The sequence below is a fragment of the Microlunatus antarcticus genome, assembly GCF_014193425.1.
In the GTDB taxonomy this organism is placed as follows: Bacteria; Actinomycetota; Actinomycetes; order Propionibacteriales; family Propionibacteriaceae; genus Microlunatus; species Microlunatus antarcticus.
The window spans coordinates 1,737,468-1,764,461 of the sequence record NZ_JACHZG010000001.1; the positions used below are offsets into that span (position 1 = coordinate 1,737,468).

A 26,994-nucleotide genomic window follows, 5' to 3' on the forward strand; every position below is an offset into this window, starting at 1 on the left:
CAGCACCCCGCTGGAGGTGCTGCAGACCGTGTTCGGCTACGACGCCTTCCGCGGCCAGCAGGCGGAGATCATCGAGACGGTCGTCGGCGGCGGGGACGCTCTCGTGCTGATGCCGACCGGGGCGGGCAAGTCGCTCTGCTACCAGGTCCCGGCCCTGGTTCGCGAGGGCACGGGCGTCGTCGTGTCGCCGCTGATCGCCCTCATGCAGGACCAGGTCGACGCGCTCGCGGCCCTCGGGGTCCGCGCCGCGTTCCTGAACTCCTCGCAGCGCCTCGACCAGCGCCGCGAGGTCGAGGCCGCCTACCTCGCCGGTGAGCTCGACCTGCTCTACCTGGCCCCCGAACGGCTCAACGTCCCCGACACGGTCCGGCTCCTCGAACGCGGTCGGATCGCCCTCTTCGCCATCGACGAGGCGCACTGCGTCTCCTCGTGGGGCCACGACTTCCGACCCGACTACCTCGCCCTGGCCATGCTGCACGACCACTGGCCCGACGTCCCCCGCATCGCGCTCACCGCGACGGCCACCGCCGCCACGGCGGCCGAGATCGTCACCCGGCTCCGCCTCGACGACGCGGCCCAGTTCGTCGCCAGCTTCGACCGGCCCAACATCGAGTACCGGATCGTCGCGAAGGACACCCCGCGGGCGCAGCTGCTGACCCTGCTGCGGGCCGAGCACGCGGGCGACGCCGGCATCGTCTACTGCCTCTCGCGCAAGTCGGTCGAGCAGACCGCCGCGTTCCTGGAGAAGGAGGGCATCCCGGCCCTGCCGTACCACGCGGGCCTGGACGCCGACGTGCGGGCGACGAACCAGGCCCGCTTCCTGCGGGAGCCGGGGCTGGTGATGGTCGCGACCATCGCCTTCGGGATGGGGATCGACAAGCCCGACGTGCGCTTCGTGGCGCACCTCGACCTGCCTAAGTCGGTCGAGGGCTACTACCAGGAGACCGGCCGGGCCGGGCGCGACGGGGCCCCCGCCACCGCGTGGCTCGCGTACGGGCTCGCCGACGTCGTCTCCCAGCGCAAGTTCATCGACTCCTCCGACGGCGACGCCGCCCACCGCCGCCGTCTCTCCGCGCACCTCGACGCGATGCTCGCGCTGTGCGAGACCGTCGAGTGCCGGCGCGTCCAGCTCCTGGCCTACTTCGGGCAGCAGGCCGAGCCGTGCGGCAACTGCGACACCTGCACCAGCCCGCCGCAGACGTGGGACGGCACGGTGCCCGCCCAGAAGCTGCTGTCGGCGGTGTGGCGGCTCGCGGACCGGCGGCAGCGCTACGGCGCCGGGCACGTCATCGACATCCTGCTCGGGCAGACGACCGACCGGGTCACGCAGCTGGGGCACACCGACCTGACGGTGTTCGGGATCGGGACCGAGCTGGGGGCGGACGAGTGGCGCGGGGTGGTGCGTCAGCTGCTGGCCCAGCAGCTGCTCGCAGTCGCCGACGGCTACGGCACGCTGATGCTCACCGAGTCCTCGGCCGCCGTGCTGAAGGGCGAGCGCACCGTCGCGCTGCGCCGGGAGGCACCCAAGGCCGCCCGCAGCTCGTCGAGGAAGAAGTCGTCGGCCGCGGAGACGGTCGCCCTCGACGCCCCCGGCGAGGCGGTGTTCGAACGCCTGCGCGCCTGGCGCTCCGTGACCGCCAAGGAGGCCGGCATGCCCCCGTACGTGATCTTCCACGACGCGACGCTGCGTCAGATCGCCTCGACCGCACCGACCTCGCTCGGCGCACTCGGGTCCGTCTCCGGGGTCGGCGCGAACAAGCTCGAGAAGTGGGGCACGGCGATCCTCGAGGTCGTCGCCGGCTGAGCGCCTCACGTCTGCACGAGAGGTAGGTCGCGCCGTCCGAAACGGCGTTCTCGGCAGCGCGACCTACCTCTCGCGGCGCACGATCCAGCGGTCCCGCCGTCGATCACGGCTCAGTCCGTCTTGACGGGCCGCCTGGATGCGGGCGGCCGTCCGCCGCCGGTAGGTCCCGAGGTCCTGGGCGTCGGCCCGGACGACGATGATGTTGCGCCGCTCCATGACCTCCTCGCGGACGTTGTCCGAGCGGTGCTGGTCGACGTCCCGGTGGCCCATCGGACGCTCGCCCGACCAGCTCGCGCCGTCGTACTCCAGAGCGAGCCCGGCCTCCTCGTCGAACAGGTCGGGCATCGCCACGAACCGGCCGTCGAGGTCGAGGAGCGACGGGTTCAGCAGCGGGTCTGGGCTTCCGACGTCCTGCACGTAGAGCAGCCGGAGGCGGGTCTCGCCCGGGCTGAGGGAACCCGGTCGGGCGAGGGCGATGGCTCGACGCGCTTGAACTGCGCCGCGCCGGTCCTTCGGGGATGCCGCCGCGAGCGACTCGGGGCTGAGCCCGGCGCGCAGCATCAGGTCGAGGAGCACCACGGCCTCGGTCAGCGAGGGTGCCCAGCAGGCGAGGTCGACGGCCGTACGCAGCGGCGACGTCAGCCGCAGGCCGCCGATCGTCCACACCTCCCCGGGAGCCAGAGCTGCACGGCGGTAGGCGATCCCCGGCACCTGCTGCCGGTGCAGACCCGGGGGTAGCAGGACGTCGACCGGGAGGTCCCGCCGCCGCCGGTCGCGACCGTCTAGGTCGGCTCCGCCCACGTAAGCAGCCGCCCAACCGCCGATCGCTCCGTCGTCGGGCATCGCGGCCGCTGCCGAGACGATGCGCTGCGCGACGCTCTCGGGCGCATCGCCGGGGACGTAGAGCCCGCGGCTCGTCCGTTGCCACCGGGGCGTCGCCAGCTCGTGCTTGGCGACGCCGTACCCGTCGAGCACCACCGTCTCGAGCGGCCGCACCGTCGAGCCCACCTCGTCGAAGAACCTGCCCACACGCGATCCTGACCCCGCTTGGAGCCGTCGGAGCCGGTCATCCACAGCCCAGTCCGACGAGGGGTAGGTCGCGCTGCGATCTGGTCGCTTTCCAGCGGTGCGACCTACCTCTCGTTGGAGGAACCGAGGCCCCTGGAACGGCGGACTAGGTTCGGGCCATGAGCGCTGAGCGGTACGAGCCGCGCGACCCGCACGGGCGGTTCCGGTACGGGCCGTGGCGGGGTGGGCCCGACCCGCTGGCGGCGCCGTACGACGTCCGCGCGGCGATCGACAAGATCGGGGCGGACGTCCTCTCGGCCGGGAACGTGCGCGACTCGCTGCGCGAGCTGCTGCGCGAGGGCCTCGACGGGCGGGGCGGCCTGGACCGGCTGGCGGACAAGATCCGCCGCCTCCGGAACGCGGCCCGCAAGCGTGGCGACCTGGGCGGGACGCTGGACCAGGTCCGCGCGGCGCTCGACCAGGCGCTCGCGGCCGAGCGGGAGGCGCTGGCCGAGGACGAGGGCGACGACGCCCGCTTCGCCGAGATGGAGCTCGACACCCTGCCCGACGACGTGGCCGGCGCTGTCCGCGGCCTCGACAGCTACGACTGGCAGTCGCCCGAGGCGAAGCAGACGTACGAGCAGATCAAGCAGATGCTCCAGCGCGAGGTGCTGGACGCCCAGTTCGCAGGGATGAAGCAGGCCCTCGAGAGCCCGGACCCGGAGGCCATGGCCCGGGTCAAGGACATGCTGGCCGACCTCAACCAGCTGCTGGCCCAGCACGCCCGCAGCGAGGACACGACCGACGCGTTCCGTGACTTCATGGACAAGCACGGCGAGTTCTTCCCCGAGGAGCCCGAGAACGTCGAGGAGCTCATCGACGCGCTCGCCCGGCGCCAGGCCGCCGCCCAGCGGATGATGAACTCGCTCAGCCCCGAGCAGCGCGAGCAGCTCGGCCAGCTGATGTCCGACGCCCTGGCCGACGCCGACCTCGCGTCGGAGATGGCGCAGCTCGGCGACAACCTGCGCTCGCTGCGCCCCGGTCTCGACCGCGGCTCGGACGCCGGGATGCGCCCGGGCGGGGAGAGCCTCGGCTACTCCGACGCCGTCGAGGCGGTCGCCGAGATCGCCGACCTCGAGGCGCTCGAGGCGCAGCTGTCGCAGTCCGGCTACGGCTCGACGCTGGACGACGTGGACGTCGACCTGCTGGAGCAGCGGCTCGGCCACGAGGCGGTGCGCGACTTCCAGGCCCTGCGCGACCTGGAGCGCGAGCTCGAGGAGCAGGGCTACCTGAGCCGCGGCGACGACGGGATGCGCCTGACGCCGCGCGCCGTCCGCCGGCTCGGCCAGACCGCGCTCAAGCGGGTGTTCGACCAGCTCGCCGCGAGCGGGAACGGCGACCACGCCGACCACCGCACCGGCGCCGCGGACGAGCCGACCGGGCTGACCCGGCCCTGGGTGTTCGGCGACGAGCTGCCCATCGACGCCAGCCGTACGGTGTCGAACGCGCTGCGCCGACGGGCGCTCAACCCTTCGACAGGCTCAGGAAACGGACGCGGCTCGGGCGGCGGGATGCTGCTCGACGTCGAGGACTTCGAGGTCACCGAGACCGAGCGGCGGACGACCGCCGCGGTGGCGCTCTGCGTCGACCTCTCGTACTCGATGGTCCAGGACGGGCGCTGGGGGCCGATGAAGCAGACGGCCCTCGCGCTCAGCCACCTGATCGAGACCAAGTTCCGCCAGGACGCGCTGCAGGTCATCGGCTTCAACCGCTACGCGCGCACGCTGTCGGCCGTCCAGCTCGCCGAGGCGGAGCCGGACTACGTCCAGGGCACCAACCTGCAGCACGCGCTGCTGCTGGCCACCCGCCACCTGCGCCGCCACCCCGACGCGGAGCCGGTCGTGCTGATCGTGACCGACGGCGAGCCGACCGCGCACCTCACCGGCGACGGCGGGGCGCGGTTCCAGTGGCCGAGCACGCCCGAGACGATCCGGGCCACCGTCGCGCAGGTCGACGAGCTCGCCCGCTACGGCGCGACGCTCAACACCTTCATGCTCGGCGACGACCCCGGCCTGGCCCGGTTCGTCGACGCGATCGCGCGGCGGGCCGGCGGGCGGGTGTTCACCCCCGACATCGGTCGGCTGGGGGAGTACGTGGTGAGCGACTACCTCCAGGCCCGGCGCGGCCGCCGCTGAGCGGGGCTCAGCCCTTCAGCAGCGCCTCGGCGAGCTCGATGGTGGCGTCCTTGTGCTGGTCGGCGTCGCGCGGCGACGCCACCAGGACCTGGAAGAACACGTCGTCCTTCTTGGCCAGGACGTCGATCACGTTGAGCTTGTCCTTCTTGCCCGTGACGTAGCGCGCGTCGTCGGCGCCCGCCACCTTGATGGTGGTGACCTTGCCGTTGAACTGCGTCTTCAGCTGGCCCTCGACCTGGCTCAGCGGACCGGGCAGCGGCCCCTCCTGGGCGGTGAAGACGGCCGCGTCGCTGGTGGTGCCGTCCTCGGGCAGCCAGGAGCAGAGCTTGGACGTCGCGACGGTCGACGTCGTGCCCTTCTTCACCTTCACCCCGGTCGTCTTCGAGACGTCGCTGGCGCTCAGCACCTTGCAGGGGTCCTTGACCTCGGCCGCGGCCGAGGTCGCGCTGGGGAAGGCCTCCGGCGTGCTCGCGGCCGACGACGGGGCCGCGGCGCTGCTCGCCGGCGCACTGGCCGCGGGGGCCGAGGAGGCGGGCGCGGCGGAGGAGTCGCCGGAGGCGCCGCAGCCGCTCAGGGCCAGGGCGGCGAGGGCGAGGGCGGGAAGCAGGGTCCTGCGCAGCATGGGACAACCAACCTGTCTGGGGAGGGGACGCGGAGAACGTTAGCCGCGCGGCGGTCCAGCGTCAGACGTTCCGCTCAGCCGTGCGCGCCGAGCGGTTCCTGGGTGCGCTCGAGCAGGTCGAGCAGGTACATCCCGTAGCCGGACTTGGCCAGGGCGTTCGCGCGGTCGGCGAGCTCGGCGTCGCTCAGGAACCCCTGCCGCCAGGCCGCCTCCTCGGGCGAGCCGACCTTGAGGCCCTGCCGCGACTCCAGGGTGCGCACGAAGTTGCCGGCGTCGTTCAGCGAGTCGAACGTGCCGGTGTCGAGCCACGCGGTGCCGCGGGGCAGGATCCCCACGCTCAGCCGGCCCGCGTCGAGGTAGGTGCGGTTGACGTCGGTGATCTCGTACTCGCCGCGCGGCGACGGCTTCAGCCCGCGGGCGATCTCGACCACGTCGTTGTCGTAGAAGTAGAGCCCGGGGACCGCGTAGTGCGACCGCGGCTTGACCGGCTTCTCCTCCAGCGAGACCGCGCGCCCGTCCGCGTCGAACTCGACCACCCCGTACGCCGACGGCTCGGCCACCCAGTAGGCGAACACCGCGCCGCCGTCGACGTCGACGAACCGCTGCAGCTGGGTGCCCAGCCCGGCGCCGTAGAAGATGTTGTCGCCGAGCACGAGCGCGACCTTCTCCTCGCCGATGAAGTCGGCGCCGATCACGAAGGCCTGCGCCAGCCCGTCGGGCGTGACCTGGGTGGCGTACGAGATCGAGATCCCGAAGAGCGAGCCGTCACCCAGGAGTCGCTCGAAGCCCGGCCGGTCGTGCGGCGTCGTGATGACCAGCACGTCGCGGATCCCGGCGAAGATCAACGTCGAGAGCGGGTAGTAGATCATCGGCTTGTCGTAGACGGGGACGAGCTGCTTGCTGATGCCCAGGGTCACGGGGTGCAGCCGGGTGCCCGACCCCCCGGCCAGGATGATGCCGCGCATGCCGAGCATGGTGGCACGCCTCCACGGTCTCCGCGCCAGGAGCAAACTTCTGACGCGTCACGCCCGTGTCACCCGGTCTCCCTAAGATGCGTCCGTGTCTGCACTGCTCGTCACCGGCGGGGCGGGGTTCATCGGCTCGAACTTCGTCCGCCACGTCCTCGACCGCACCGATCACTCGGTGACCGTCCTCGACCTCCTCACCTACGCCGGGAACCGGGCGTCCCTCGACGGGCTCCCGCCCGAGCGGTTCTCGCTGGTGGTGGGGGACATCCGTGACGCCGCGACCGTCGACCCGCTGGTGGCCGGGGCCGACGCGGTGGTGCACTTCGCGGCCGAGTCGCACAACGACAACTCGCTCCGCGACCCCTCGCCGTTCCTGACGACCAACATCATGGGCACCTACACGCTGCTCGAGGCGGTCCGGAAGCACGGCACGCGCTACCACCACATCTCGACCGACGAGGTGTACGGCGACCTCGAGCTCGACGACCCGGAGCGCTTCACCGAGCGCACGCCGTACAACCCGTCGAGCCCCTACTCCGCGACCAAGGCCGGCTCCGACCTCCTGGTGCGCGCCTGGGTCCGCTCGTTCGGCGTGCGGGCGACGATCAGCAACTGCTCGAACAACTACGGGCCCTACCAGCACGTGGAGAAGTTCATCCCGCGCCAGATCACGAACGTCCTCGACGGCACCCGCCCCAAGCTCTACGGCGCGGGCACGAACGTGCGCGACTGGATCCACGCCGACGACCACAGCTCGGCGGTGCTCACCATCCTGGACGCCGGCGTGATCGGCGAGACCTACCTCGTCGGCGCGGACGGCGAGCGGGACAACCGCCAGGTCGTGGAGACGATCCTCGGCCTGATGGGGCAGCCGACGGACGCGTACGACCTGGTCACCGACCGGGCCGGGCACGACCTGCGCTACGCCATCGACTCCACCCGGCTGCGGACCGAGCTGGGCTGGTCGCCGACGTACGGCGACTTCACCGCCGGCCTGGAGGCCACCGTCGGCTGGTACCGGGAGAACGAGGCCTGGTGGCGGCCGCAGAAGGCCCGCACGGAGGCGCAGTACGCGGCGCAGGGCCAGTGAGCCCGGCCGACGCGCCGGGGCTGCCCACGGGCACCGTCTCGGCGACGGAGATCCCCGGGCTGCTCGTGGTCGAGCTCGCCGTGCGCGGCGACAACCGCGGGTGGTTCAAGGAGAGCTGGCAGCGGACGAAGATGGTGGCCGACGGCCTGCCCGACTTCGGTCCGGTGCAGAACAACGTCTCGTTCAACACGGCCACCGGCGTCACCCGTGGCATCCACGCCGAGCCCTGGGACAAGTACGTCACCGTGGCCAGCGGGCGGGTCTTCGGGGCCTGGGTCGACCTGCGTCCCGGCCCGACCTTCGGCGTCGCCGTGACCCTCGAGGTCGGTCCCGACCGGGCCGTCTTCGTGCCGCGCGGCGTGGGCAACGCGTTCCAGACGCTGGAGGACGCGACGGCGTACTCGTACCTGGTGAACGACCACTGGAGCGCGGCGGCGAAGGACTCGTACACGTTCCTCAACCTGGCCGACGAGACGGTCGACATCGCGTGGCCGATCCCGCTGGCCGACGCCGAGCTGTCCGACGCCGACCGGCACCACCCGCGCCTGGCCCAGGTGACGCCCATGCCGCCGCGGCCGATGCTGGTCGTCGGCGCCCACGGCCAGCTCGGCCGGGCGCTGACGGCCGCGTTCCCGGGGGCCGTGGCCGTGGGCCGCGACGTCCTCGACCTCGCGGACCCGGCCTCGGTGGCCGCCTTCGACCTCGCGCCGTACGGGGTCGTCGTCAACGCGGCGGCGTACACCGCCGTCGACGCGGCCGAGACGCCCGACGGCCGGACCTCGGCGTGGGCGACGAACGTGACCGGTCTCGCCGCGCTCGTCGAGAAGGTCCGCCGGAGCCGCGCGACGCTCGTGCACGTCAGCTCCGACTACGTCTTCGACGGCACCCGGGAGCTCCACCCCGAGGACGAGCCGCTGTCGCCGCTCGGCGTCTACGGCCAGACCAAGGCCGCGGGCGACGGGCTCGTGGCGACGCTGCCGCGTCACCTGCTGCTGCGGACGAGCTGGGTGGTGGGCGAGGGGCGCAACTTCGTCACCACGATGGCCGGCCTCGCCGACCGCGGCGTCTCGCCGTCGGTCGTCGACGACCAGCACGGGCGCCTGACCTTCACCTCCGAGCTGGTCCGGGCGGTCCGGCACCTGCTGGACACGAACGCCCCCTCGGGGACGTACAACGTCACGAACGCCGGGCCCGTGCAGACGTGGGCCGACATCGCCCGCGCCGTGTTCGTGCTCCGCGGGCGGGACCCCGAGGACGTGACGCCGGTGTCGACCGAGGCCTACGGGGCGGGGAAGCAGCTCGCGCCCCGGCCCCGCCACAGCGCCCTCGACCTCGCACGGCTGGAGGCCACGGGCTTCGTGCCGGAGGACGCCTCGGCCGCCCTGCGCCGCTACGTCGCCGGGTAGGACGCGCTCTCCAGCAGCTCCGGGGCGACCGGTGCCCGCGTCCGGATGAGCAGGGCGCCGACGACCAGCAGGACGCCGAAGGTCGCGACCAGGAAGAAGCCGCCCATCGAGGCCATGTTGTCGACCGACATGCCGCCCAGCGCGGCCCCGGTGGCGACGCCGGCCGACATGCCGGTGCCGGTCCATCCCAGGGCCTCGGTGAGCCGTACGGGCGGCACGGACGTCTGGACGACACTGACCGAGGCGATCAGGGTGGGGGCGATGGCGAAGCCGCTGACCGTCAGCAGCACGGCGAGCAGCCAGGCCGGGCCGACGAAGGGCATCGGGAGCAGCGTGACGGCCAGCACGGCGGCGCCGATCCGGTAGCGGACGAGCGGAGCGCGACGCCAGGCGACCAGGCCGGCGAGGAAGCCGGCCACGAGGGAGCCGGCGGCCCAGCACATGAGGAGCAGGCCGGAGGCGCCGAGGACGTCGCGCTCGCGGGCGAACGCGACCACGACGACCTCCATGCTGCCGAAGACGCCGCCGCAGGCCCAGGACGCGAGCACCACCATGACGAGCAGGCGGACCGGCAGCCGGGTCGTGTGGTCGGCCGCGTGCAGCCGGGGCCGCCGCGGCGGCTCCGTCGACCGCTGGACGGCCAGGAGGAGCGACCCCAGCACCCCGACGACCGCGCAGACCACGAGGCCGGCAGCGGGGTCGACCGTGGTCGCCAGGAACGTCACCAGCACGGGCCCCACGACGAAGGTGAGCTCGTCGATGACGGCCTCGATGGCGAAGGCGGTGTCGAGCAGCGGCGAGTCGCGCAGCCGGTGGGTCCAGCGGGCCCGCACCGAGCTCCCGGTCGGGGTGAAGCACAACCCGGCGACCAGTGCGCCGGCGAGCGTCAGGGCCAGCGGCCAGCGACGGTCCACCGAGACCACCACCAGCGAGACGCCGGCGGCGTAGCCCAGCGCGGTCCCCACGAGGACCCGCGCCTGACCGGCGCGGTCCATGACGCGCCCCCACAGGGGTGCGGCGACGGCGCCGGCGACCGTGACGGCGGCGGCCACGATGCCGGCCCGGCCGAACGAGCCGCTGGTCAGCGAGACGAGCAGCACGATGCCGATGCCCGTCATCGACTGGGGCAGGCGGGCCACGAACCCGGTGAGGCTGAACGCCCGCGCCGCGGGGTCGCCGAGGACCGTCGCGTACGCCGCGAACCGTGACTCCCGATGCACCCGCCGACCCCCTTCCACCTCGTCCGGCCCGCCACGATAGGACGCCGTCCCGACAACCAGCCGCGTGGCAGGATCGGCGCGTGCCCGACCCTGCCGCATCCCCGGCCACCGCCCCGTACGACGCGCTGCTGCTGGTCTCGTTCGGTGGTCCCGAGCAGCCCGCCGACGTCATGCCCTTCCTCGAGAACGTGACCCGCGGCCGCGGGATCCCGCGCGAGCGCCTCGCCGACGTGGCCCACCACTACGACGACTTCGGCGGCCGCAGCCCGATCAACGACCAGTGCCGCGAGCTGCTCGCCGCGCTGCGGGCCGAGCTCGACGCCCGCGAGATCGACCTGCCGCTCTACTGGGGCAACCGCAACTGGGACCCGTTCCTGGGTCCCGAGGTCGAGCGCCTGGCCGCCGGCGGGCACCGCCGCGTGGTCGCCGTGCTGACCAGCGCGTACCCGTCGTACTCGTCGTGCCGGCAGTACCGGGAGAACCTCTTCGACGCGTTCGACCCGCACGCCGCCGCCGGCGTCACGGTCGACAAGATCCGGCACTACTCCGACCACCCGGGCTTCGTCGCCGCCTCGGTCGACGCGACCGACGCCGCGCTCAACGAGCTCGGCGACCTGGCCGACGACGCCCGCCTCGTCTTCATGACCCACTCCATCCCGACCGCGATGGCGACCACCTCCGGGCCAACCCCGCGCAGCGCCGACGGCGGCTACGTCGACTGGCACCTCGCCGTGGCGGCGGCGGTCACCCGCGGCGTCGAGCAGCGACGGGGCCGCTCGTACGCCTTCGACCTCGCCTTCTGCTCCCGCTCCGGCCCGCCCAGCCAGCCGTGGCTGGAGCCCGACGTCAACGACCACCTGGCCGAGCTGAAGCAGGCCGGCGTCGGCGCGGTCGTGCTCGTCCCCATCGGCTTCGTGTCCGACCACATGGAGGTCATCTACGACCTCGACACCGAGGCGGTGGAGACCGCGCGCGAGCTCGGGCTGCCGCTCGCCCGGGCCGCGACGGCCGGCACGCACCCCGCCTTCGTGGGCGCGCTGGTCGACCTGGTGCTCGAGCGCGCGGCCGCGGCCCGCGGCGAGGAGCCGGAGCGGCCGGTCGTCGAGGGCGGGGCGGTGGGCTGGTACGACTGCCAGCCGGACTGCTGCACCAACCTGCGCGACCCCACGCGCAGGGCGCTCTGCCAGCAGGTTCCGCAGCCCGCCTGAGCGCATCCCCCTCCTCCGGGAATTTTCTGCCCCGGTATCCGTTGGAGGGTCCGCGGCAGCAACGGCCGGGCCAGCGTCGTGAAGACAGCCCGCCGGGTGCGCCGCATGTGGTACACATGCGCTGCCCATCCGCCGCAGCGCTGCAGCAGCTGGGCACGTGATGCCTGTGAAAGGTGACAAGAGGACCTGATGGCGACCGACTACGACGCCCCGCGCAAGACCGAGGAAGAGCTCAACGAAGACAGCATCGAGGAGCTGAAGACCCGCCGGAACGACAAGAACTCCGGCAAGGTCGACGAGGACGAGACAGAGGCGGCCGAGGCCTTCGAGCTGCCCGGTGCCGACCTGTCCCACGAGGAGCTGACGGTGCGGGTCCTCCCGCGCCAGTCCGACGAGTTCACGTGTGCCGGGTGCTTCCTGGTCCGGCACCGCAGCCAGATCGCCGAGGAGCGCAAGAACGGCGACGCCTACTGCTTCGACTGCGCCGGATAGTTCTTCCTGCTCGCGCCCGGTCGCGCCCCCTGGGCAACGCCGGGCTGCCCCGCACGTCACGTCACCGTCCTCCCTCGCGGAGGGCGGTGACGCGTGTTTTCGGGCCGGTACGGTGAAGCGGTGCGTTTCCGCGAGCGGGTCCGGGTCCCGCCGAGCTGGTGGGTGCTGGCCGTGCTGTTCGCGGCGACGCTCGCCGTCGCCTTCGGCTTCTACCTCGGCCGCGGGTTCGCCCTGGCCGTCGGCCTGCCCGCGTTCGTGTTCGTCGGGCTGGGCTTCCTGGCCGCCTCGTACGTCATCGAGGTCGACGAGACCGAGCTCCGCGTCGGCCGGGCCGTGATCGGGCGCGACTGGGTCGGCGCGGTCGTCCCGCTGGACGTCGCCGCCACCCGTACCCGGACCGAGACCGGCGCCGACGCCCGCGCCCACCTCGTGCTGCGCCCCTGGGTGTCGACCACGGTGGAGATCGCCCTCGACGACCCGGCCGACCCCGTCCCGTACTGGCTCGTGGCCACCCGTCGGCCCGGTGCGCTCGCCGCGGCGCTGGGCTGGGTGCCCGATCCCGACGCGAAGCCGCAGGGCTCGCGCCGTGGCTGACGACATCGGGGTCGAGGTCGAGGTCGCGCTGGTGCGGCTCGACCCGGACCTGCCCGTCCCCGCGTACGCGCACCCCGACGACGCCGGGGCCGACCTGCACAGCGCCGAGGACCTCGTGCTCGGCCCGGGGGAGCGGCGTCTGGTCCGGACGGGCGTCGCGCTCGCGCTGCCCGAAGGCCACGCGGGCTTCGTCCACCCCCGCTCGGGCCTCGCCCACCGGCACGGCCTGACGGTCGTCAACGCGCCCGGCACGGTCGACGCCGGCTACCGCGGCGAGGTCTGCGTCAACCTGCTCAACACCGACGCCCGGGTGCCGGTCTCCATCGCGCGCGGCGACCGCATCGCCCAGCTCGTGGTCCAGCGGGTCTCGCACGCGCGGTTCGTGGTGACGGACGTGCTGCCCGGATCCGCCCGGGGCACCGGCGGCCACGGCTCCACCGGGGGCTGAGCCGACCGGGCTCGCGCGGGCGGCGGGACGCGGGCGGATCCAGGCTAAGGTCGTCGGCGACAACGAGGCGGTCCGCCGGACCACCCAGCCGTACGCCGTGGGACGAGGAGTGGTCGCGTGATCTTCGGGCGCAAGAAGAAGGCCCGGTCGGGCGAGGACGAGACCGAGGTGGAGTCCGTCGAGGCGGAGACCACCGAGGACGAGGTCGAGCGCGAGGACGCGGTCGACGGCGACGCCCCCGAGCCCAGCGACGACGACGCGACGGAGACGTCGGTCGCGGACGGCCTCGACACGGAGGCGCTGGACGCGACCGAGTGGCGGACCGACGGCCCCTTCGAGGTCGCCGAGCTGGCCGGCACGGACGACGACCTCAGCGACGACCAGCCGCGCATCGACCTCGGCAGCATCATCGTGACCCCGGTGCCCGGCTCGGAGCTGCGGCTGCAGGTCAACGAGACCCAGGACATCGTCTCGGCGATGCTCGTGCTGCCGGTGACGGCGCCCGCGACGAACGGCGCGCAGCCCGAGGTCGTCGGCAGCTCCGCGCTGGAGCTGAGCGCGTACGCCGCTCCCCGCAGCGGAGGCCTGTGGGCCGAGCTGCGCGACGAGATCTCCGAGGCCGCGGCCGAGGTGGGCGGGTCGGCCGAGCTGGCCGCCGGACCGTTCGGCGTCGAGCTGCGCCGGCTGCTCCCCGTGACCACGCCCGACGGCGAGCAGGGCTACCAGCCCTCGCGCATGTGGGTGGCCGAGGGGCCGCGCTGGCTCCTGCGCGGCATCGTCTACGGCCAGGCCGCCATCGAGAGCGACGAGGACGACCCGGCCGTGGCTGCCGTGCTGGCCGCGTTCCGCGAGGTCGTCGTCCGCCGGGGCGACGAGGCCATGGCGCCCGGCGACCTGCTGCCGATGTCCATGCCCGCGGACCTGCAGCCCGCCGAGTGATGCCCGCCCGACTTCGGCTGCCGGCACCACGGGTTGGCGGACGGTGGGATGCTGGAGCGATCGACGACCCCGTGCGGAGGATGCTTCATGGGTAAGGAGAACGTGCTGCAGCGGGCGCTGCGACGTCTGGCGACGTCCAACGCCGAGCTCGAGTCCGAGGACCTGCAGCGCAACGTCCGTCAGGAGGGCGCCGTCCCCATCGGCACCTGCCAGGACCGCGAGCAGGTGTGCCTCACCGGGACGGTCTCCGCGATCACGCTGAGCCCCCGCGCCGGTCACCCGGCGCTCGAGGTCGAGCTGCGCGACGGCTCGGGCGGCGTGACCCTGGTCTGGCTCGGCCGGCGGCAGATCCCGGGCATCGACGCGGGCCGCACGCTCAAGATCCAGGGTCGGATCAGCTGCCACGAGGGTCGCCGGCTGGTCTACAACCCGCGGTACGAGCTGCTCCCGACGCCGACCGCTTCGTGACCGAGGCCCCTCGGGCCGCGGCGGCCGACGCCGCCGACGTGACGCCCGCCGCGGCGGAGCGACCGCAGTTCCGCTACGTCGAGGAGCTGGTCCGGCACGAGCTCAGCCGGACCCTCGGGGGCGTGCGGGGGATGGTCGAGGCGGCGCTGCCGTTCGTCGGCTTCACCGTCGCCTGGGTCAGCTCGCGGAACCTCTACCTGTCGCTCGGCGTCGCCCTCGGCACCGCGCTGGTGCTGGCCGTCGTCCGGCTCGTGCAGCGGTCCTCGCTGAAGTTCGTCGCCCAGGCCGTCGTGCCGACCGCGATCGCCGCGATCATCGCCACCCGGACCGGTCGGGCCGAGGACGTGTTCCTGCCCGGCATCCTCTACAACGGCGCGCTGGCCGTCGTCTCGCTGCTCACCGTCGCGATCCGCCGGCCGCTCATCGGCTTCGTCGTGGGGGCCGCGCTCGAGGACCCGACCGGGTGGATCAAGGACCGCGCGCTCGTGCGGATGAGCTCGCGCCTCACGCTGGTGCTCGCCGTGCCGTACGTGCTCCGCTTCGTCGTCCAGCTCCCGCTCTTCCTCTCCGGGAAGGTCGTCTGGCTGGCCGTGGCCAAGGTCGCGCTGGGCTGGCCGCTCCTGCTCGCGGCCCTGTTCGTCATCGGTCTGCTGCTCTCCCGGGGCCGCACGCCCATCGAGGGCGCGGGCTCGCCGGCCGTCCCGTCGGTCGAGGAGGGCCCCGGGCTGTCCCGGGGATCGACCGCCTAGGCGCTCGTCCGGAAGAGTTCCGCTTCTGCGTGACAGATGTGACAGAAGTGGCGAAGGTCACGGTCTGGTCCGCGCGATCTTCTCAGATCTGGCTCAGCCGTGAGGCAGCATGAATGCGCGCCGCTGGCCACCAGGCCCGGCCGTGAACGGAGCTTTGCCTTGATTCCTTTCCCCCGCCCCCTCCGCACCGTCGCCGCGCTGGCGATCGCCGGACTGGTCTCTGCCAGCCTGGTCCCGGCGAGCACGGCCGGTGCCGACGTCACGACCGTGTCGGTCAACAACTTCAGGACGGGCTGGGACCAGAACGAGTCCGGCCTGGCCCCGTCCGACGCCTCGGCTCCCGACTTCGGCCAGCTCTTCGCGACCAAGCTCGACGGGCAGATCTACGCCCAGCCGATCCTGGCCAAGGGCGTCCTGCTCGCGGTCACGGAGCAGGACAAGGCGTACGGCCTCGACCCGGTCACAGGGGCCATCAAATGGACCCGTGACGTCGGGCCCGAGTGGGCAGCCTCGAACATCGGCTGCGGCGACCTGGTCCCGGACATCGGCATCACCGCCACCCCGGTGGTCGACCAGGACACGGGCACGGCGTACTTCACCGCGAAGGTCGACGACGGCAAGAACGGCGACAACCCGCACTGGTACATGCACGCGATCGACGTCACCAGCGGCAAGGAGCGGGCGGGCTTCCCGACCACGATCAAGGGCTCCGCGGACAACGACGACGACATCGACTTCAACCCCAAGACCGCCATGCAGCGGCCCGGGCTGCTGCTCCTGGACGGGGTGGTGTACGCGGGCTTCGCGAGCCACTGCGACCACGGGCCGTACGTCGGCTACGTCATCGGCGTGAACGCCACGACCGGCAAGCAGACGGCGATGTTCGCGACCGAGACCGGGAGCTCGAAGGCGGGCGCCGGCATCTGGCAGTCGGGCGGCGGCCTCGTCTCCGACGGCAAGGGCCAGATCATCTTCGCCACCGGCAACGGCGTCTCGCCGTCGCCGCGTGCCGGGAACAAGCCGCCGGGTCAGCTGGCGGAGTCGGTCGTGCGCGTGGAGGTGCAGGCGAACGGCACGCTCAAGGCCACCGACTTCTTCTCGCCGGTGAACAACAGCAACCTCGACACCGACGACACCGACCTGGGCTCGGGCGGGCCGATGGCCATCCCGGACGGCTACGGCACCAAGGACCACCCCCACCTGCTCGTCGAGGTCGGCAAGGACGGGCGCGTGTTCCTGCTCGACCGCGACGACCTGGGCGGCAGCGGCCAGAAGGCCGGCAAGAAGGACGACGTGCTGCAGACCGGCGGCCCGTACAAGGGCGTCTGGGGCTACCCGGCGTTCTGGGGGGGCGACGGCGGCTACGTCTACATGACGACCAACCGCGGCCCGCTCTCGGCCTTCAAGATCGGCGTCTCGGGCTCGGGCAAGCCGGCCCTCAGCCGGACCGGGACGACCTCCTCGAACTTCGGCTACACCTCCGGGTCGCCGATGGTCACCTCGAACGGCAAGAACTCGGGCTCGGCGCTGGTCTGGGTCGTCTACAGCAAGGGCCCGGCCGGCGACGGCGGTCAGCTGCGGGCCTACGACGCCGTGCCGAACAAGGGCAAGATGACGTTGCGCTACTCGGCGCCGATCGGGACGGCCACCAAGTTCTCCGTGCCCGCCACCAACAACGGCCGCGTGTACGTCGCGAACCGGTCCGGGTCGGTCTACGGGTTCGGGCGGCCGACCACCATCGCCCTGGCCAGCACGCCGACCGACTTCGGCATGGTCGCGGTCAAGAAGACCGTGACCAAGCAGGTCACCGTCACGGCCAAGCGCACGGTCAAGCTCACCAAGATCAGGACCGACGCCCCGTTCACCGCGGCCAAGGTCAAGCTGCCCGTGACCCTGAAGGCCGGCGCCACGCTCACCGTGCCCGTGACGTACAAGCCCACGAGCCCCGTGTCGGAGTCGGGCGCCATCTCGTTCGTGACCACGACGGGAACGTTCGCCTTCGACCTGCACGGTGCCGGAACCGAGGACGGGCTGCTGTCCGACCCCTCGACGCTGGACTTCGGCGAGGTGCCGGTCGGCGGCAAGGTGACGCTCGACGCCAGCATCACCAACAGCGGGTCCACCACCACGACGATCAACGCCGCGACCGGGCCGAAGGGCCCGTTCAGCACGGACTCGCTGCCCGACGCGGGCACCAAGCTGGGCGCGGGCAACTCCGTGTCGGTGCCGATCTCCTTCGAGCCGACGGCGGCGGGCAAGTTCAGCACCACGCTGGTGGTCAAGTCCTCGACCGGCGACGTCACCGTCCCGATCACGGGCACCTCGATCAAGGGCAACGCGCAGCTGACCATCACGCCCGGCACGCTGCAGTTCGGCTCGGTGCAGGTGGGGAAGTCGGTGACGAAGAACTTCGACATCACCAACACCGGCAACCTGCTGCTGACGCTCACCAAGGCGGCACCGCCGACGGCGCCGTTCCTGGTGCCGGACCCGGTGTCCGAGGGGCAGCAGATCGAGCCGGGTGACGTCATCCACCAGTCGGTCACGTTCACCCCGACCAAGACCGGTGCGTTCGACGGCACCTACTCGATCACGGGGAACGACGGCCAGGGGGCGCACCTGATCTCGGTCCACGGCACCGCGGTCACGAAGCCCGTCACCCACGCCATCACCGGCCTGGGCAAGTGCGTCGACGTCCGCAAGGGCAAGACGAAGAACGGGACGGCGGTCCAGCTGTACACCTGCAACCAGACCGACTCGCAGACCTGGGTGCAGGACGGCAGCACGCTGAAGTCCCTCGGCAAGTGCCTGGACGTCAAGGGCGGTTCGACCAAGAACAAGGCCAAGGTCCAGCTGTGGGGCTGCAACGGCAGCGCCGCGCAGGACTGGAAGGTCGGCGACGACAGCTCGTTGGTCAACACCAAGTCGGGCCGCTGCCTCGACGTGCCGGACGGCAAGGCGAAGAACAAGGTCCAGCTCTGGATCTACAACTGCAACGGCTCCGACGCCCAGCGCTGGTCGCTGGACGGCTGAGTCGCCTGCACCGCTCGACCTGACGGCGGCGCACCGGGGTCTCCCCGGTGCGCCGCCGCTTTTCTTGAACTGGCAACGAGGTAGGAGTTTCTCAGGCACCATGGTCCCGCAGCGTCCGGTAGGGGGTACCGGAGCTCGGGGGATCGGGGAACACTCATGCCTGCCAAGGCTCACTACTCACGCGCGCTCGTCGGGAGCCTGCTGATCGGGCTGGTGTCGGCGTTCGTCGCCGTCGCCTCGCCGGCGCAGGCCGACCTCACCACGGTCTCCGTGGACACGCTGCGCACCGGCTGGGACGCCAACCAGCCCAAGCTCACGCCGTCGGACGTGACGGCCCAGGACTTCGGCCAGCTGTTCGCGACCCAGCTCGACGGACAGGTCTACGGTCAGCCCGTCGTGGCGAAGAACACGCTGCTCGCCGTCACCGAGAACGACAAGGCGTACGGGCTCGACCCCGTGTCGGGTGCCGTGCGCTGGACCCGCAACATCGGCACGCCCTGGTCCGTCGCCCCGATCGGGTGCGGCGACCTCGTCCCGAACATCGGCATCACGTCGACCCCGGTGGTCGACCCCGCGACGGGGACGGCCTACTTCACCGCCAAGGTGGACGACACGGCCAACCCCGACCACCCGCGCTGGGAGCTGCACGGCATCGACATCACGACCGGCGTCGAGCGCTCGGGCTTCCCGACGATCATCACCGGCTCGCCGGACAACGACCCGGGCACCACCTTCTCCCCGCGCACGCAGCTCCAGCGCACCGGCCTGCTGCTCATGGACGGCGTCGTCTACCTGGGCTTCGGCAGCCACTGCGACGTCCACCCGTTCACGGGCTACGTCATGGGCTTCGACGCCACGAGCGGCAAGAAGACCGCGATGTGGGCGGCCCAGACCGGGGGCACGAACGGCGCCGGGATCTGGCACGCGGGCGGCGGCCTCGTCTCCGACGGGCCGGGGCGCATCATCCTGGCCACCGGCAACGGTGTCTCGCCGGCCAAGGGCCCGGGCTCCGCCGTCCCGAACAACCTCTCGGAGTCGGTCGTCCGGCTGCAGGTGCAGGCGGACAAGACGCTCAAGGGCGTCGACTTCTTCTCCCCGGTCAACAACACGTTCCTCGACACCGACGACACCGACCTCGGCTCCGGCGGCCCGATGGCCGTCCCGGACGGCTACGGCACGGCCTCGTACCCGCACCTGCTCGTGCAGGGGGGCAAGGACGGGCGGGTCTTCCTGCTCGACCGGGACAACCTGGGCGGCATGGGCCAGGGTCCGAACGGGACCGACGCGGTGCTGCAGACCAGCGGCCCGTACAAGGGCACCTGGGGCCACCCCGCGTTCTGGGGCGGCAACGGCGGCTACGTCTACCTCGTCCCCAGCGAGGGTCCGCTCTCGGCGTTCAAGCTCGGTGCCTCGGGCGACGGCAAGCCGCTGCTGACCCGCACCGGGACGTCGGCGACCACCTTCGGCTTCAGCTCGGGCTCGCCCGTCGTCACCTCCACGGGCACGACCGCCGGCTCGGCGCTGGTCTGGGTCGTCTACAGCAAGGGCTCCAACGGCGCCAACGCGCAGCTGCAGGCGTACGACGCCGTTCCCGCCAAGGGGACGATGACGCTGCGCTACTCCGTGCCGATCGGGACGGCGTCGAAGTTCACCGTGCCGGCGACCGACAGCGGCCGCGTGTACGTGGGCACCCGCACCGGCACGGTGTTCGGCTTCGGCCGGCCCACCACCACCGCCGTCGCCGGGACGCCGACCGACTTCGGCCTGGTCCCCGTCGGCACGCCCGTCACCAAGCAGGTCACGGTCACGGCCACCAAGGCGGTGACCGTGACCGGCGTCAGCACGGCCACCCCGTTCGCCACCGGTGCGGTCACCCTGCCCGTGACGCTCGCGGCGGGGGCGACGCTCAAGGTGCCCGTGACGTTCCGGGCGACCTCCTCGGGCGCGGTCGCGGGAGCGCTGACCTTCGTCACGTCGTCGGGCACCTTCGCCTTCGGTCTCACGGGCTACGGCACCCAGGACGGACTGCGGTCCGACCCCGGGAGCCTCGACTTCGGCGACGTCCCGGTCCGCGGCAGCGTGACGGCCAGCGTCAGCGTCTCCAACAGCGGCGCGACGGCGACCACGATCACCGGCGCCACGGCGCCGACCGGCACGTTCAGCTCCACGAGCCTCCCCGTCACCGGCACGACGCTCCAGCCGGGCGCCTCGGTGTCCGTCCCGGTCACGTACGCCCCGGGTGCGGCCGGTCCGACGACGTCGGAGGTCGTGGTGTCGTCCTCGACCGGGAACGTCCGCATCCCCGTCGTCGGGAACGGCGTCACCGGCTCGCCGAAGCTGACCCTGTCACCGCAGCAGGTCGACTTCGGCGACGTGGAGGTCGGGAAGTCGGTGAGCGAGTCGTTCGACCTGAGCAACACGGGCAACCTGCTGCTGACGCTGAGCAAGGCGGCACCGCCGACGGCCCCGTTCCTGGTGCCGAGCCCGGTGTCCGAGGGCCAGCCGATCGAGCCCGGCGACACCATCCCGCAGTCGGTCACGTTCGCCCCGACGAAGGCCGGCGCCTTCACCGGCAGCTACGTCATCACGGGCAACGACGGCCAGGGTGCGCAGACGGTCGACTTCACCGGCTACGGGGTGGTCACGCCCAAGGTCGGCACGATCAACGGGCTCGGCAACAAGTGCCTCGACATCCGGTCGGCCTCGCAGGCCGAGGGCACGGTCGTGCAGCTCTACACCTGCAACGGCTCGCGGGCCCAGAACTGGACCTTCCCCGGCGACGGCACCATCCGGGGCATCAACCGGTGCCTCGACATCGCCGGCAGCGCGACGACGAAGAACGCCAAGGTCCAGATCGGGCTGTGCAACGGCCGGGCGAGCCAGGCCTGGACGTACCGCGGCGGCTCCGCCTCCGCCCTTGTGAACACGGCCTCGGGCATGTGCCTCGACATGCCGGGCGGCAAGCCGGTCGACCGGATCCAGCTGCAGATCTACCCCTGCAACTGGAGCGCCGCCCAGAAGTGGTCGGTCCCGAGCTGATCGGGAGGCTGGCCTCCTCAGGTCACTGAAAAAGACGCAGCAACGGGGGCGGAGTGCCCGACGAGTGCGCGCTCCCGCACGTACGGGCGTCAGCTCGAGGTGCGTCAGCGCACACTCGCGAAGTCCTGCGACTTGTGGCGCCGGAGGTCACGCCCATCAGCTCGGCGCGTGACTTCTGGCGCCAGCGGTCACACAACCTCTCGAGCGGTACGCCTTCCCGGTCCGCAGTCGCCGAAACCCGGGATGGGGTACCGCTCGCGGTCAGAGAGCGGACTCGTGGATCGCCCGCTCCTCGTTGCTGCCCCTTTGCTTGTCGAGAGCCCGGCCACCGTTGGGCTGGGGCTCCAGGCGAAAGACGCAGCAACGCGGAGCGGGGCGACCGGCGAGTGTGCGCTCCCGCACGTACGGGCGGTCGGTCGAGGTGCGTCAGCGCACACTCGCGAAGTCCTACGACTTGTGGCGCCGGAGGTCACGCCCATCAGCTCGGCGCGTGACTTCTGGCGCCAGCGGTGACACAACCTCTCGAGCGGTACGCCTTCCCGGTCGCGAGTCACCGAAACCCGGGATGGGGTACCGCTCGCGGTCAGAGAGCGGACTCGTGGATCGCCCGCTCCTCGTTGCTGCGCCTTTGCTTGTCGAGAGCCCGGCCACCGTTGGGCTGGGGCTCCAGGCAAAAGACGCAGCAACGCGGAGCGGGGCGACCGGCGAGTGTGCGCTCCCGCACGTAGGGGCGGTCGGTCGAGGTGCGTCAGCGCACACTCGCGAAGTCCTACGACTTGTGGCGCCGGAGGTCACGCCCATCAGCTCGGCGCGTGACTTCTGGCGCCAGCGGTGACACAACCTCTCGAGCGGTACGCCTTCCCGGTCCGGAGTCGCCGAAACCCGGGATGGGGTACCGCTCGCGGTCAGAGAGCGGACTCGTGGATCGCCCGCTCTTCGTTGCTGCGCCTTTGCTTGTCGCCCGCGACTTTGTCGCCGCGAGGACTACAGACCCTGGGTCATCCGGGCCGGGGCGGCGAGGGAGGCGTCGACGACCCCGCCCTCGCGGGGGGACAGGACGTCGGCCAGCTCGCGCTCGTCGACCTGAGCGGTGACGAACAGCAGCTCGTCGCCGGCCTCGAGGGAACCGTCCGGGTCGGGCGCCTGCGTACGACCGTCGCGGATGATGGCGACGAGCACGGCGTCGCCGGGCCAGGTCTGGTCGCCGATGCGCGTGCCGGCCACGGGGCTCGAGGTGGGCAGGGTCATCTCGACCAGGCTCGACTCGCCCTCGTGGAAGGTCATGAGGCGGACGAGGTCGCCGACCGTGACCGCCTCCTCGACCAGCGCGGACATCAGCCGGGGCGTGGAGACGGAGACGTCGACGCCCCAGACCTCGTTGAACAGCCACTCGTTCTTCGGGTGGTTCACCCGGCCGACCGTCCGCGGCACGCCGAACTCGGTCTTGCAGAGCAGCGAGATGACGAGGTTGGCCTTGTCGTCACCCGTCGCGGCGATGGCCACGTCGCAGGTGTCGATGCCGGCCTCCTCCAGCGAGGAGAGCTCGCAGGCGTCGGCCAGCAGCCACTCGGCCTGGGGGAGCGTGTCGGACTTGATCGCCCGCGGGTCGCGGTCGATCAGCAGGATCTCGTGACCCTTCTCGACCAGCTCGGCGGCGATGGAGCGGCCGACGTTCCCGGCTCCGGCGATGACGACGCGCATGCTCACACTTCCTGGGGGGCGGCGGCGAGGACGTCCTCGACGCGGGCGAGGCTCGCGTCCTCGACGGCGGCGTAGACCAGGTCGCCGTCCTGGAAGATCGTGGTGTCCTTGGGGACCAGCGCCGACCCCATCCGGAAGAGGAAGGGGACGCGGGCGCCCGTGGCGTCCTCGATGTCGCGGACGGTGCGGCCGACCCAGGAACGGTCGACGTGCACCTCGATGATGCGGACCGAGCCCGACGGGTCGCGCCACAGGGGCTCCGAGCCGGCGGGCAGCAGACGGCGGAGGACCTGGTCCGCCGTCCAGCGGACGGTGGCGACCGTGGGGATGCCGAGCCGCTCGTAGACCTCGGCGCGTCCCGGGTCGTAGATGCGGGCCACCACGTTGTCGACGGCGAACGTCTCACGGACGACGCGCGCGGCCAGGATGTTGGAGTTGTCGCCGGAGGACACGGCGGCGAAGCCGTCCGCGCTCTCGATCCCGGCCTCGACCAGGACCTCGCGGTCGAAGCCGACGCCCTTGACCGTACGGCCGCCGAAGTCGGGCCCGAGTCGTCGGAACGCGTCCACGTCGACGTCGATCACCGCGACCGTGTGGCCCCGCTTCTCCAGCGAGCGCGCCAGGGTCGAGCCCACGCGGCCACAGCCCATGATCACGATGTGCACGCTGGCGAGTGTAGGGGAGCCGTGCTTCTCGGGTTTCCTGGCTAGAGTCATCGCTCGTGGTCCGACTCTCGGAGCTCAGCAAGCGCTTGCTCATCGGCCGCAAGCTCTCGAGCACTCAGCTCGGCGAGACGCTGCTCCCCAAGCGCATCGCGCTCCCGGTCTTCGCCTCGGACGCGCTCAGCTCGGTCGCGTACGCCCCCGACGAGATCCTCATCACGCTGTCGCTGGCCGGGCTCGCCGCGTACGCCTTCTCGTGGAAGATCGCGATCCTCGTCGCGGTCGTGATGCTCGTCGTGGTCGCCTCCTACCGCCAGAACGTGCACGCCTACCCCTCCGGCGGAGGCGACTACGAGGTCGCCACCGTCAACCTCGGGCCGAACGCCGGCCTGACCGTCGGCAGCGCCCTGCTCGTCGACTACGTCCTCACGGTCGCGGTGTCGATCTCCTCCGGCGTCCAGAACGCCAAGTCGGTCCCGCTGCTGCACTTCCTCGACGGGCACGAGGCGCTGGCGGCCAGCATCGCGGTGGTCGTCCTGGCCGCGCTCAACCTGCGAGGGGTGAGGGAGTCGGGCGGGCTCTTCGCCGTCCCCACGTACTGCTTCATGGCCGGCATGCTCGTGATGATCGGCTGGGGCCTCATCCGGATCCTGGTCCTCGGCGAGCCGCTGCGGGCCGAGAGCGCGCAGTACACGATCGAGGCGGAGCCGCGCTACGCCCAGTTCTCCGGCTTCCTCATGGTCGCGCTGCTGGCCCGGACCTTCTCGTCCGGCTGCGCGGCGCTGACCGGCGTCGAGGCCATCTCGAACGGCGTGCCCGCGTTCCAGAAGCCGAAGAGCAAGAACGCGGCGACCACGCTCCTGCTGCTCGGCACCGTCGCGGTGACGATGGTCATCGGCGTGATCGTGCTGGCCAACCTCACCGGCCTGCGGCTCATCGACGAGGGCCGCTCGCACTACCTGCTGAACGGCCAGCGCGTCGACGTCATCGAGAAGACCGGCATCGCGCAGTTGGCCGACGTGGTCTTCAACGACTTCCGCCCCGGCTTCTACTTCGTCATCGCGGCGACGTTCATCATCCTGTTCCTGGCCGCGAACACCGCCTTCAACGGCTTCCCGGTGCTCGGCTCCATCCTGGCCAAGGACGGCTACCTGCCGCGCCAGCTGCACACGCGCGGCGACCGGCTGGCGTACAGCAACGGCATCGTCGTCCTCTCGGCCCTGGCGATCGTGCTGATCGTGGCCTTCAAGGCTGACGTCACCGCCCTGATCCAGCTGTACGTGGTCGGGGTGTTCGTCTCCTTCACCGTGAGCCAGACCGGGATGCTGCGCCACTGGACCCGGCACCTGAAGACGGAGCGGGACCCGGCCGCCCGCGCGCGCATGAAGCGGTCCCGCGTGATCAACGGCGTGGGCCTGACGATGACCGGCACGGTCCTGGTGATCGTGCTGCTGAGCAAGTTCACCCAGGGGGCCTACATCGCCATCATCGCGATGGCCGTGATCTTCCTGCTGATGAAGGGCATCCGCCGCCACTACGAACACGTGGCCGAGGAGACAGCGCTCGTGCCGGGCGAGGACCGGATGCTCCCGGCGCGGGTCCGGGGCGTCGTCCTGGTCAGCAAGCTGCACAAGCCGACCATGCGGGCGATCGCGTTCGCCAAGGCGTCGCGGCCGAGCTCGCTGGAGGCGGTCACGGTCTCGGTCGACGAGGAGGAGACGCAGCGCCTCGTGGAGCAGTGGGACGAGGCCGGGATCACCGTGCCGCTCAAGGTGATCGCGTCGCCGTACCGGGAGGTGACGACGCCGATCCTGCGCTACGTGAAGAGCCTGCGCACCGAGAACCCGCGCGACATCGTCACCGTCTACATCCCCGAGTACGTCGTGGGGCACTGGTGGGAGCAGATCCTGCACAACCAGAGCGCGTTCCGGCTGAAGACCCGGCTGCTCTTCACCCCGGGTGTGATGGTCACGTCGGTGCCGTTCCTGCTGCGGTCCTCCGACCTCGCCCGCAAGCGGATCCACCGCGAGACCGAGGCGGAGGCGCAGCGGCGCAGCTACCTCCAGTGAGCTCCGTGCGAGCAGCCGGGCAGGTCGTGGGTCCGGTCGAGGTCGGCCCGGTCGCGCACGGCGGCCACTGCGTCGCCCGGCTCGACGTCGGCGACGGCGGTCCCGGGCGGGTGGTCTTCGTCCGGCACGCGCTACCCGGCGAACGGGTCCTGCTGACGCTGACCGACACGAGCCACGCCCGCTTCTGGCGCGCCGACGCCACCGAGGTGCTAGACGCCTCGCCCGAGCGCGTCGCCCCGCCCTGCCGGGTCGCCGGGCCGGGGCTGTGCGGCGGGTGCGACTGGCAGCACGCGAGCCGGGTCGAGCAGCGCCGGCTCAAGACCGCCGTGGTCGCCGAGCAGCTGCAGCGCCTCGCCGGCCTGACCTGGACGGGCGAGGTCGAGGCCGTGCCGGTGCCGGGCTCGACCACCGACGACGGGCTCGGCTGGCGCACCCGGATGCGCTACCACGCGGACGACGACGGACGGGCCGCGCTGCGGGTGCACCGTTCCAACGACCTCGTCGCGATCCCCGAGGGCGGCTGCCCGATCGCCTCGCCGCGGACGCCGACGGTCACCGGACAGAGCTGGAGGCCCGGCGCCGAGGTCGTCGCGGGCGGGACGCCGACCGGTTCCGCGCTGGTCGTCGACCGGCGGGTCGTCGCGACGACCGGCGACGCCGACCCGGACGGGGGGCTCACCGAGACCGTGCACGAGCGGGCGTACGCGGTCCCGCCCGGCGGCTTCTGGCAGGTGCACCCGGCCGCGGCATCGGTCCTCGTCGACGCCGTGCTCGCCGGGCTCGCCCCCGCAGCGGGGGAGCGCGCGTTCGACCTCTACTGCGGGGTCGGACTCTTTGCCGGCGCGCTGGCGGACGCCGGCTGCCAGGTCTGGGGGCTCGAGTCGGGCCGGGCCGCGGTGGCCGCCGCCCGCCGGAACCTCGCCGACCTCGGTCCCCGCGCCCGCTTCACCGCCGACGACGTCGAGCGCGCGCTGCCGCGGCTGCCGGAGGACGTCGACCTCGTCGTGCTGGACCCGCCGCGGTCCGGGGCGGGTGCGAAGGTCGTGCGGGAGATCGTCCGGCGTCGGCCGCGCGCGATCGCGTACGTCGCCTGCGACCCGGCCGCCCTGGCCCGCGACCTCGCCGGCGCGGCGCAGCACGGCTACGCCCCCACGAGCATCCGCGGCTTCGACCTGTTCCCGATGACCCAGCACGTCGAGTGCGTGGTGGTCCTGGAGCCCGACGCCGAGAACGGGGAAGTTCCGGCCGCTCAGTAGCGGTCGGATCTTTCCCGTTGTCC

Annotated in this window: 21 protein-coding genes; 15 read left to right on the plus strand and 6 right to left on the minus strand. The window is 72.1% G+C overall.

The features are described from left to right. The first annotated feature begins 16 nt into the window (after nt 1-16). Nucleotides 17-1,804 carry a DNA helicase RecQ gene (gene recQ, locus FHX39_RS08020; protein ID WP_332836728.1) on the plus strand — a complete coding sequence of 596 codons (1,788 nt, stop codon included), beginning with the start codon at nt 17-19 and terminating at the stop codon, nt 1,802-1,804. A 63-nt stretch (nt 1,805-1,867) separates the two neighbouring features. Here recQ and FHX39_RS08025 read toward each other — a convergent pair whose 3' ends face one another. After that, on the minus strand, nt 1,868-2,833 hold the full coding sequence (locus FHX39_RS08025) for a hypothetical protein (RefSeq protein ID WP_183337574.1): 966 nt from the start codon (nt 2,831-2,833) through the stop codon (nt 1,868-1,870). 158 nt (nt 2,834-2,991) lie between these two features. Between FHX39_RS08025 and FHX39_RS08030 the strand changes: the two genes are divergently transcribed. Beyond that, nucleotides 2,992-5,007 carry a vWA domain-containing protein gene (locus FHX39_RS08030; protein WP_183337575.1) on the plus strand — a complete coding sequence of 672 codons (2,016 nt, stop codon included), beginning with the start codon at nt 2,992-2,994 and terminating at the stop codon, nt 5,005-5,007. A gap of 7 nt (nt 5,008-5,014) precedes the next feature. Here FHX39_RS08030 and FHX39_RS08035 read toward each other — a convergent pair whose 3' ends face one another. Beyond that, nucleotides 5,015-5,629, minus strand: a complete 615-nt coding sequence (locus FHX39_RS08035) for a DUF3558 family protein (protein WP_183337576.1) — start codon at nt 5,627-5,629, stop codon at nt 5,015-5,017. A gap of 74 nt (nt 5,630-5,703) precedes the next feature. Further along, nucleotides 5,704-6,594 carry a glucose-1-phosphate thymidylyltransferase RfbA gene (gene rfbA / locus FHX39_RS08040; RefSeq protein WP_183337577.1) on the minus strand — a complete coding sequence of 297 codons (891 nt, stop codon included), beginning with the start codon at nt 6,592-6,594 and terminating at the stop codon, nt 5,704-5,706. Nucleotides 6,595-6,688: 94 nt separating this feature from the next. On the opposite strand from rfbA, the gene rfbB reads away from it, so the two are divergent. Continuing rightward, nucleotides 6,689-7,687, plus strand: a complete 999-nt coding sequence (gene rfbB, locus FHX39_RS08045; RefSeq protein WP_183337578.1) for a dTDP-glucose 4,6-dehydratase — start codon at nt 6,689-6,691, stop codon at nt 7,685-7,687. Beyond that, the gene (locus FHX39_RS08050) at nt 7,684-9,093 is read left to right on the plus strand and encodes a sugar nucleotide-binding protein (protein ID WP_408631484.1); all 1,410 of its coding nucleotides are present in this window, start codon (nt 7,684-7,686) and stop codon (nt 9,091-9,093) included. Before rfbB ends, FHX39_RS08050 begins: the two co-directional genes overlap by 4 nt. Here FHX39_RS08050 and FHX39_RS08055 read toward each other — a convergent pair. After that, complete coding sequence (locus FHX39_RS08055) at nt 9,078-10,313, minus strand: MFS transporter (RefSeq protein WP_183337579.1); 1,236 nt, start codon at nt 10,311-10,313, stop codon at nt 9,078-9,080. The two genes, FHX39_RS08050 and FHX39_RS08055, sit on opposite strands and share 16 nt — an antisense overlap. Before the next feature lie 80 nt (nt 10,314-10,393). On the opposite strand from FHX39_RS08055, the gene FHX39_RS08060 reads away from it, so the two are divergent. From FHX39_RS08060 to FHX39_RS08100, 9 genes are all read left to right on the plus strand, one after another. After that, nucleotides 10,394-11,521: a ferrochelatase gene (locus tag FHX39_RS08060; protein ID WP_183337580.1), complete on the plus strand. Its 1,128-nt coding sequence runs from the start codon at nt 10,394-10,396 to the stop codon at nt 11,519-11,521. Between the two features lie 189 nt (nt 11,522-11,710). After that, nucleotides 11,711-12,013, plus strand: a complete 303-nt coding sequence (locus tag FHX39_RS08065) for a DUF4193 domain-containing protein (RefSeq protein ID WP_091073652.1) — start codon at nt 11,711-11,713, stop codon at nt 12,011-12,013. 120 nt (nt 12,014-12,133) lie between these two features. After that, nucleotides 12,134-12,607 carry a DUF3093 domain-containing protein gene (locus FHX39_RS08070; RefSeq protein WP_183337581.1) on the plus strand — a complete coding sequence of 158 codons (474 nt, stop codon included), beginning with the start codon at nt 12,134-12,136 and terminating at the stop codon, nt 12,605-12,607. A gap of 4 nt (nt 12,608-12,611) precedes the next feature. Then, nucleotides 12,612-13,055 (plus strand): dUTP diphosphatase, encoded by a 444-nt coding sequence (gene dut, locus FHX39_RS08075; RefSeq protein ID WP_456299348.1) that lies wholly within the window; start codon nt 12,612-12,614, stop codon nt 13,053-13,055. A gap of 117 nt (nt 13,056-13,172) precedes the next feature. After that, complete coding sequence (locus FHX39_RS08080) at nt 13,173-13,994, plus strand: DUF3710 domain-containing protein (protein WP_183337582.1); 822 nt, start codon at nt 13,173-13,175, stop codon at nt 13,992-13,994. Nucleotides 13,995-14,081: 87 nt separating this feature from the next. Next, nucleotides 14,082-14,462, plus strand: a complete 381-nt coding sequence (locus FHX39_RS08085) for an OB-fold nucleic acid binding domain-containing protein (RefSeq protein WP_183337583.1) — start codon at nt 14,082-14,084, stop codon at nt 14,460-14,462. Beyond that, nucleotides 14,459-15,211: a DUF3159 domain-containing protein gene (locus FHX39_RS08090; RefSeq protein ID WP_332836730.1), complete on the plus strand. Its 753-nt coding sequence runs from the start codon at nt 14,459-14,461 to the stop codon at nt 15,209-15,211. Before FHX39_RS08085 ends, FHX39_RS08090 begins: the two co-directional genes overlap by 4 nt. A 159-nt stretch (nt 15,212-15,370) precedes the next feature. After that, complete coding sequence (locus tag FHX39_RS08095) at nt 15,371-18,244, plus strand: choice-of-anchor D domain-containing protein (protein ID WP_183337584.1); 2,874 nt, start codon at nt 15,371-15,373, stop codon at nt 18,242-18,244. Between the two features lie 156 nt (nt 18,245-18,400). Further along, a complete protein-coding gene (locus tag FHX39_RS08100) occupies nt 18,401-21,283 on the plus strand; it encodes a choice-of-anchor D domain-containing protein (RefSeq protein WP_183337585.1) in 2,883 nt (960 codons plus the stop codon). A 984-nt stretch (nt 21,284-22,267) separates the two neighbouring features. Here the strand turns inward: FHX39_RS08100 and FHX39_RS08105 are convergent. Then, nucleotides 22,268-22,984: a potassium channel family protein gene (locus FHX39_RS08105; RefSeq protein ID WP_183337586.1), complete on the minus strand. Its 717-nt coding sequence runs from the start codon at nt 22,982-22,984 to the stop codon at nt 22,268-22,270. Between the two features lie 2 nt (nt 22,985-22,986). Further along, nucleotides 22,987-23,634, minus strand: a complete 648-nt coding sequence (locus FHX39_RS08110) for a potassium channel family protein (protein ID WP_232530992.1) — start codon at nt 23,632-23,634, stop codon at nt 22,987-22,989. A gap of 71 nt (nt 23,635-23,705) precedes the next feature. Between FHX39_RS08110 and FHX39_RS08115 the strand changes: the two genes are divergently transcribed. Continuing rightward, the gene (locus tag FHX39_RS08115) at nt 23,706-25,715 is read left to right on the plus strand and encodes an APC family permease (RefSeq protein ID WP_183337588.1); all 2,010 of its coding nucleotides are present in this window, start codon (nt 23,706-23,708) and stop codon (nt 25,713-25,715) included. Beyond that, complete coding sequence (locus FHX39_RS08120) at nt 25,712-26,971, plus strand: class I SAM-dependent RNA methyltransferase (protein ID WP_183337589.1); 1,260 nt, start codon at nt 25,712-25,714, stop codon at nt 26,969-26,971. The genes FHX39_RS08115 and FHX39_RS08120 overlap by 4 nt, the downstream gene beginning before the upstream one ends. Nucleotides 26,972-26,994: the final 23 nt, after the last annotated feature.

Excerpts from the sequence above, each read along its gene's own strand:
- FHX39_RS08030 (WP_183337575.1), top strand. The coding sequence starts at position 2,992 with ATGAGCGCTGAGCGGTACGAGCCGCGCGACCCGCACGGGCGGTTCCGG.
- rfbA (WP_183337577.1), bottom strand. The coding sequence starts at position 6,594 with ATGCGCGGCATCATCCTGGCCGGGGGGTCGGGCACCCGGCTGCACCCC.
- FHX39_RS08065 (WP_091073652.1), top strand. The coding sequence starts at position 11,711 with ATGGCGACCGACTACGACGCCCCGCGCAAGACCGAGGAAGAGCTCAAC.
- FHX39_RS08085 (WP_183337583.1), top strand. The coding sequence starts at position 14,082 with ATGGGTAAGGAGAACGTGCTGCAGCGGGCGCTGCGACGTCTGGCGACG.
- FHX39_RS08110 (WP_232530992.1), bottom strand. The coding sequence starts at position 23,634 with ATGGGCTGTGGCCGCGTGGGCTCGACCCTGGCGCGCTCGCTGGAGAAG.
- FHX39_RS08100 (WP_183337585.1), top strand. The coding sequence starts at position 18,401 with ATGCCTGCCAAGGCTCACTACTCACGCGCGCTCGTCGGGAGCCTGCTG.
- FHX39_RS08035 (WP_183337576.1), bottom strand. The coding sequence starts at position 5,629 with ATGCTGCGCAGGACCCTGCTTCCCGCCCTCGCCCTCGCCGCCCTGGCC.
- FHX39_RS08105 (WP_183337586.1), bottom strand. The coding sequence starts at position 22,984 with ATGCGCGTCGTCATCGCCGGAGCCGGGAACGTCGGCCGCTCCATCGCC.